The organism is Citrobacter sp., from assembly GCF_050252275.1.
Lineage (GTDB): Bacteria > Pseudomonadota > Gammaproteobacteria > Enterobacterales > Enterobacteriaceae > Citrobacter_A > Citrobacter_A amalonaticus.
The window spans coordinates 1-6,740 of the sequence record NZ_JBFWLF010000254.1; the positions used below are offsets into that span (position 1 = coordinate 1).

Consider the following 6,740-nt stretch of genomic DNA (forward strand, 5'->3'; position numbering starts at 1 on the left):
GCAGTAAAATACCAATCAGCGCCGCGTTAAGCAGAGGACGAAGCGGCGGCAGTTTATGGCCGCGCAGTAGTAAAAAGGCGGTTAACAGTCCTCCGGCGGCGAGAAAGCGCACGCCAGCCATCATCAGCGGCGGCCAACTTTCCACACCGATACGGATGACGAAATAGGTGGAACCCCAGATGATATACAGCGCGAACAGCGCGCTGAAAAGCGGTAACAACTGCCTGAAACGCATAATCCCTCACGTGAAAAACGCTAACAAGCGACATAGTAAACGCGAAAACTATCAGGCTGGCGAGCGATATAATTCATGCTTCTTGTTAAAAAAATGTTGACGAATAACACCAGTTTCGGCCTCGCGTGTTTTACTCCATACTTAACGCTTCAAGAATAAAAAAATGAGGGAATAATTTTGGCAGGAAGTAGCTTACTGACCTTACTCGATGATATCGCCACGCTGTTGGATGACATCTCGATGATGGGCAAACTGGCCGCGAAGAAAACCGCTGGTGTACTGGGGGATGACCTGTCGCTTAACGCGCAGCAGGTGACGGGGGTAAGAGCAAACCGCGAGTTGCCGGTGGTCTGGAGCGTTGCGAAAGGCTCGCTGGTTAACAAAGTGATCCTGGTGCCGCTGGCGCTGCTCATCAGCGCCTTTATTCCCTGGGCGATTACACCGCTGTTGATGATTGGCGGCGCCTTCCTCTGTTTTGAGGGCGTGGAGAAAGTCCTGCACACCTTCGAGTCGCGAAAACACAAAGAAGATCCGGCTGAGCGACAGCGGCGGCTGGAAGCGCTGGCGGCGCAGGATCCGCTGGCGTTTGAGAAAGATAAAATCAAAGGCGCAGTGCGAACCGACTTTATACTCTCGGCAGAGATCGTGGCGATCACGCTCGGGATTGTGGCCGAGGCGCCGTTGCTCAACCAGGTGCTGGTTTTGTCAGGCATCGCGCTGGTGGTGACCATTGGCGTTTATGGTCTGGTTGGTCTCATCGTTAAGCTGGATGATATGGGGTACTGGCTGGCAGAAAAAACCAGCGTGCTGGCGCAGACATTAGGGAAAGGGCTGCTGGTTGTCGCGCCGTGGCTGATGAAATCACTGTCGGTGGTGGGTACGCTGGCCATGTTCCTGGTGGGCGGGGGAATTGTGGTACACGGTATTGCGCCGTTGCATCATGCCATTGAACAGTTTGCCCAGCAGCAAAATGCTGTGGTGGCGTTGATTTTACCGACGCTGCTGAATCTGGTATTGGGGTTTATCATCGGTGCCATCGTTGTGCTGCTGGTGAAAGCCGTTGCCAGAATGCGCGGGGTTGCGCACTAAAAGTCTTCCTCAGAATGAGGCAAAACCGGACATCCTCGTCTAAGGTGAAAACGTTCACTGGATACAGGAGGTAACATGGTTTTTTTGGTCAGTGAGGAAGTGACTGTGAAAGAGGGCGGTCCGCGTATGATTGTCACCGGCTATTCCAGCGGTATGGTGGAGTGTCGGTGGTATGATGGGTTTGGCGTCAAGCGAGAGGCATTCCATGAGTATGAACTCGTCGCTGGCGCTACCTGTAGACGGTGTGATGAAGCCTGATGACAAAACGCCCGGCGGATGTCGGGCGTTTTCTTAAAAAATGCGTGACGGCAACAATACGTAACGTACTGCGTTATGCCAGGATTAGGAAAGCAACAGCGAGTAGGGAGTGGGCAGAGTGCCGCACGAAGCAACGATGGAAAACGGGGGCTGGCTGAAAACGTTGGCGCGGCGACTCGGCCCTGGCCACGTCGTGAATCTCTGCTTTCTGATTGTCATGTTTTTTTCGACTCTTCTGACCTGGCGGGAAGTGGTCGTCCTGGAAGACGCCTATATCTCCAGCCAGCGTAATCATCTGGAAAATGTCGCCAACTCGCTCGACAAGCAGTTGCAATTCAATGTGGATAAGCTGCTGTTTCTGCGTGACGGGATGCATGAGGCGCTGATCACCCCGCTGGGGTTTTCGGTCTTAAGAGATGCGGTTACCCATTTTGAGCAGTTGCGTCATTCACGCGTCTGGCAGCTTGAGCTGGATAAGCGACGGACGCTGCCGCTGAATGGCGTTTCTGATGCGTTTGTAAGTCAAACTCAGTTGCTCTCGCGTGACGATCAATCGCTGAATAACGAGCTGACCGCCGCGCTGGAAGTGGGCTATTTGTTGCGTTTAGCGATCATCCGTACATCGATGTCGCAACAGGCGATGTATGTCTCGCGCGCGGGCTTTTACGTCTCCACGTTACCGACATCGCTGTCCAGCGATATTACTACCCGATATTACGACTACGTGATCCAACCCTGGTTTACCGAGCAGTCGCAGCGAAAAAACCGCATGCGCGGCGTACGCTGGTTCACCACGCCGTCACCCGATCTCTCTTACGAGCAGCAGCGCGTGACCGTTAGCGTACCGCTGGATTATCACTTTTACTGGCTTGGCGTGCTGGCGATGACCATCCCCGTGTCGGCAGTCGAACGGTTTATGGATGAAGCGATCGATAAGGACGTGGAGGGGGTGTATCAACTCTATGACAGCAGACTGAAGCTGCTGGCCGGTTCCTCGGCGGAATTGAGAAACGCGAACACCTTTGATGAGCGCGAACTGGCGATGCTCGCGCACGATATCGAGCAGGATACCGTAGGCGGTTTGCGCATGGGGAGCCGCTACATCAGTTGGCAACGTCTGGATCATTTCGATGGCGTACTGGTGCGGGTACATACCTTAAGCGAAGGGGTACACGGCGATTTCGGCAGCATCAGTATTGCGCTGGCGTTACTGTGGGCGCTGTTCACCGCGATGCTGATCATCTCCTGGGTGGTCATCCGTCAAATGGTCAGCAATATGTTTGTGCTGCAAAGTTCACTTCAGTGGCAGGCCTGGCACGATACGCTGACCCGCTTGTATAACCGCGGCGCGCTGTTTGAAAAAGCTAAGCACTTGACTCAGCGTTGCCGAACGCAAAAACAACCGCTGTCGGTTATTCAGATCGATCTGGACCACTTCAAAAGTATTAATGATCGCTTTGGTCACCAGGCCGGGGATCGGGTGTTAACGCATGCCGCAGGCTTAATCAGCGGGACATTGCGTACTTATGATGTTGCGGGACGAGTCGGCGGGGAGGAGTTCTGTGTAGTCCTGCCGGAAACTTCACTGGCGCAGGCGGAGCAGATAGCCGAACGTATCCGCCTGCGGCTGAATGAGAAAGAGATTCTGGTGGCGAAAAGTGCCACGTTGCGGATTAGCGCCTCACTCGGGGTGAGTAGTACCCAGGAGACCGAAGACTATGATTTTGAGCAGCTCCAGTCACTGGCGGACCGTAGACTCTACCTGGCAAAACAGGCAGGCCGTAACCGGGTCTGTGTCTCGGATAAAGGCTAAGGCGTGGCGAAAAAATGGGTCATGCCTTCGTCCCAGCCTTCCGGTCCCTCTCGCTGCGTGCGGTAAACCTGCACGGTGCTGTCGGGGCGTAAAATTACCCCTTCGCGACTTAAGCCTTTCACGATGACGGCGTAATCCATCGCCTCCAGCAGTGGCGCGTCATTCGGGCCATCGCCCAGTCCGACGGTGACCGGACGTCGCTTCCCCTGTTGCTGATATTGGGCAATCAGCCCGTTTGCAGCCTGATCTTTTCCAGCGCTGGCATCCAGGACATGCCAGAATCGCGCGCCCTGAACAAACTGTAATCCCAGGTCGTTTAGCTGTCGGGTGAAGTCGGCCATTCGATCATCGCTGTCGCGCCAGATCAGCGTGACTGAAGCTTCATGCAGGCGCGTTAAGCTGGCCTGGGCATGCGTCAGGCCAGTCCACTCGGCGATGGTGGACTCATCGACATCATCAAACGTCGTAAATTTAAACGAGGATCGGGTACGAAGTTTGTTAATCACGGCGCTAATTTCAGCATGTGAAGCACCGGCTATCTGTCGCGGGAAGTCAGGATGCGTCTGCCAACGGCTGTCCAGTTCAACCACGGCGCCATTCTCAGCAATCAGCGGCAATCCCTGTAAGCCGAGTAACTTCTGGATGTGCAGCATTTCCGCCGCCGTTTTGCTGCTGCACAGGATCAGCGGAATATTTTTCTCACGCAGTCGGGCGAGCCAGGCGGCGGCAGGCTGCCAGTCATAAGTGTGACTGTCCAGCAGCGTGCCATCCAGATCGGTAAAAATCAGCAATGGAGCGTCGAGTGAAAGCATTTTTATTCCTGTCACGTGGGTCGCCGTATTCTGGATAAATCCTAAAAACAGGGTGTTTGGCCTGAAGGGGAAATGGGATCGATCCCGTCATCAGGCGCGCTGGCAGCCGGTCCGTCCCAACCATTAGAAGGATTAATCATTTGTCTGAAAAATATTTGCTTGTCATACAAAAAAATTGCGGATAAGGTTTAGCGTACATCAGATTTCCTGGTGTAACGAATTTTCAAGTGCTTCTTGCATAAGCAAGTTTCATCCCGACCCGTCAGGGTCGGGATTTTTTTCGCTGCAGCTCATCGATTAATTTCCGTCACGCTAAAATCATGGATGTCGAGCTCAAACGCCTCGGCTAATTCATGCCATGTATGATACTCACGGCCATCCACACTGACTCTGTCCGGGTCGTTTCCGCTACGATGGATCTCACTCTCGCTGATTTCATTAATCGCCGCCAGCAACGCGTCAACATCGACGCTGACTTCACGTTTTGCGGTATCGCTGTACTCTTTCGCGGTCTTCATTTCAACCTCGTCATTCACCGTGCCACAGACTAAGTATAGACCGTTGAGAAAACCCGCAATCGAACTGCTCAGACGCTGTCAGGCAGCGGTTTTTGTTCTACACTGGCACAAAGCCACAGGAGGATAATGATGAAGGTGAATGATCGGGTCACAGTCAAAACGGACGGCGGTTCTCGTCGTCCTGGCGTGGTACTGGCAGTGGAAGAGTTTAGTGAAGGCACAATGTACCTGGTTTCGCTGGAAGACTACCCGCTCGGCATCTGGTTCTTTAATGAGTCAGGGCATCAGGATGGTATCTTTGTGGAGAAGGCAGAGTAGGATTGCGACAGCCGATGTAAACCCGGCTGGTGGGACATCCACCAGTCGGGACGTCTCATCGCATGTTAACAAAGATACCGTTGGTCACGTTATCGGTTAGTCTGACGACATGATAGATAACCTGTTTGTTATGCGTCTTTATCTTTCGTTTTATATTCCCCTTATGGGATGACACCGTTTTTGCCTTGATATTCATTTGATCCGAAATTTGAATTGTTCCCTGGCCTTCCATCCACATGCGCAGCATGCTGGACTCAGTACGACTTAATGATAACGTCGGTAAATTTATTACACTGGCGGAATCCGTCTCTTTTTTCAGAATATCGCCAAGGAGATCGTCCAGTGATTCTGGCTTTATTGACTTTGAACTGATCAATAAGTTTTTTCTGACTAACAGATATTCATCAAAATGCACATTGGCAATTGCCATAAAAACAATAAATAACGTATTGGGATGCTGATTAATGATTTGCTTTATATGCTGACTGTTGGCTGGGTCATGGATAAAACAGTCTTCATTAATAAACACCACAGAAGGTTGGTGTGTATCACAAGCGATGTCGAGTTCGTCAACGGTCTCGATGTCGTTGATTTCCCTTTTTTTCACCCCTCTGCTTACCAGATACCCGGTCAAACCTAGCCGGGTGTAACTGCATAGATCCATAATAATCGTTGACATGGCTTACCCTCACTCAATGCGTAACGATAATTCCCCTTACCCGAATATCTCACACAACTTAACGGAACCGAATGCTTCACCTAATGAGACGCGTTTGCGGTTTTCAGGCGGACTTACTATCCCGTAAAGTTACGTATAATTTGCCTGGAATTGTCTTAAAGTAAAGTAAATGTTGCGTTATGTGAGTGAGATAAAAACAAATAAAGCGCGTGAGAGTTATCCTGGTAGATGTTTTTACTGAATGACTTTAGGATAATCCTTAGAATAACAAGATAAACATTATGGACTATTATTAACGGGCAATTCACTAACAATATCAGCTAATAAATTGAAAATTTCGCTAAATAGGTGTTCACAAAACGGCGCAATCAACGGCATTAATGCCGCGATTAACGCGATGCCCACGGTCAGGGTAAGCGGAAAACCAATCACAAATACGGATAATTGCGGTGCCATACGATTTAGTAATCCCAGAGCCAGGTTCAGCGTTAGCAGCATGGTGATGACCGGCAGCGCCAGCATCAACCCGTTGAGGAAGATCAGGCTGCCCGCTCTGGCCAGCGCCAGAAACGCGTTGCTGTTCACCGGATTACCGCCAATGGGCAGGGTGTGGAACGTGTCGACCAGCAGCGAAATCAGCCACAGATGACCGTCAAAGGTCAGGAACAGCAGCATCGCCAGCATATCAATGATTCTGGCAAGCACCGGCATATTCAGATGGCTTGCCGGATCGACAAAGGTGGCAAAGGAAAGCCCCATCTGTAGACCGATAATCTCACCCGCCGTACGCACCGCCGCAAAGGCAAACTGCATGGTAAAGCCGAGCGCGATGCCGATCAGAATTTGCTGCATCGCCAGCCATAACGCATTAAACGAAAAAATTGGCACGTCTTTAGGCGGCAACGAAGGGGCAATGACGAGGGTAATAATGATCCCCAGCCCCAGCTTTACCCGTTTGGGGACGGCACGTTCACTGAGGATCGGAGCGGTAGTAATTAGCGCCAGTACGCGCAGCAGC

General features: G+C 51.7%; 9 protein-coding genes. 4 read left to right on the forward strand and 5 right to left on the reverse strand.

Going from position 1 to position 6,740, the window contains the following annotated elements; genetic code table 11:
• Window positions 1-235 (reverse strand): EamA family transporter (locus AB7E14_RS18345; RefSeq protein ID WP_428169766.1); only part of this gene is annotated, 235 nt, incomplete at its 3' end.
• 171 nt (window positions 236-406) lie between these two features.
• Here AB7E14_RS18345 and AB7E14_RS18350 point away from each other — a divergent pair.
• The 3 genes from AB7E14_RS18350 to dgcQ all read left to right on the forward strand — a co-directional run bounded on the left by AB7E14_RS18350 (window position 407) and on the right by dgcQ (window position 3,395).
• A complete protein-coding gene (locus tag AB7E14_RS18350) occupies window positions 407-1,324 on the forward strand; it encodes a DUF808 domain-containing protein (protein WP_090049404.1) in 918 nt (305 codons plus the stop codon).
• Window positions 1,325-1,399: 75 nt separating this feature from the next.
• The gene (locus tag AB7E14_RS18355; RefSeq protein ID WP_043000278.1) at window positions 1,400-1,582 is read left to right on the forward strand and encodes a YodC family protein; all 183 of its coding nucleotides are present in this window, start codon (window positions 1,400-1,402) and stop codon (window positions 1,580-1,582) included.
• 118 nt (window positions 1,583-1,700) lie between these two features.
• Window positions 1,701-3,395 (forward strand): cellulose biosynthesis regulator diguanylate cyclase DgcQ, encoded by a 1,695-nt coding sequence (dgcQ, locus tag AB7E14_RS18360; RefSeq protein ID WP_316961777.1) that lies wholly within the window; start codon window positions 1,701-1,703, stop codon window positions 3,393-3,395.
• Here dgcQ and AB7E14_RS18365 read toward each other — a convergent pair.
• Both AB7E14_RS18365 and yodD read right to left on the reverse strand, forming a co-directional pair.
• A complete protein-coding gene (locus AB7E14_RS18365) occupies window positions 3,392-4,207 on the reverse strand; it encodes a mannosyl-3-phosphoglycerate phosphatase-related protein (protein WP_316961776.1) in 816 nt (271 codons plus the stop codon). The genes dgcQ and AB7E14_RS18365 overlap by 4 nt on opposite strands.
• A 290-nt stretch (window positions 4,208-4,497) precedes the next feature.
• Window positions 4,498-4,725: a YodD family peroxide/acid resistance protein gene (yodD, locus tag AB7E14_RS18370; protein ID WP_042318260.1), complete on the reverse strand. Its 228-nt coding sequence runs from the start codon at window positions 4,723-4,725 to the stop codon at window positions 4,498-4,500.
• Between the two features lie 129 nt (window positions 4,726-4,854).
• On the opposite strand from yodD, the gene dsrB reads away from it, so the two are divergent.
• Window positions 4,855-5,043 carry a protein DsrB gene (gene dsrB / locus AB7E14_RS18375; RefSeq protein WP_042318262.1) on the forward strand — a complete coding sequence of 63 codons (189 nt, stop codon included), beginning with the start codon at window positions 4,855-4,857 and terminating at the stop codon, window positions 5,041-5,043.
• Between the two features lie 55 nt (window positions 5,044-5,098).
• Here dsrB and rcsA read toward each other — a convergent pair whose 3' ends face one another.
• Window positions 5,099-5,722, reverse strand: a complete 624-nt coding sequence (rcsA, locus tag AB7E14_RS18380) for a transcriptional regulator RcsA (protein ID WP_043000281.1) — start codon at window positions 5,720-5,722, stop codon at window positions 5,099-5,101.
• 279 nt (window positions 5,723-6,001) lie between these two features.
• A complete protein-coding gene (gene fliR / locus AB7E14_RS18385; protein ID WP_428169767.1) occupies window positions 6,002-6,739 on the reverse strand; it encodes a flagellar biosynthetic protein FliR in 738 nt (245 codons plus the stop codon).
• Window position 6,740: the final 1 nt, after the last annotated feature.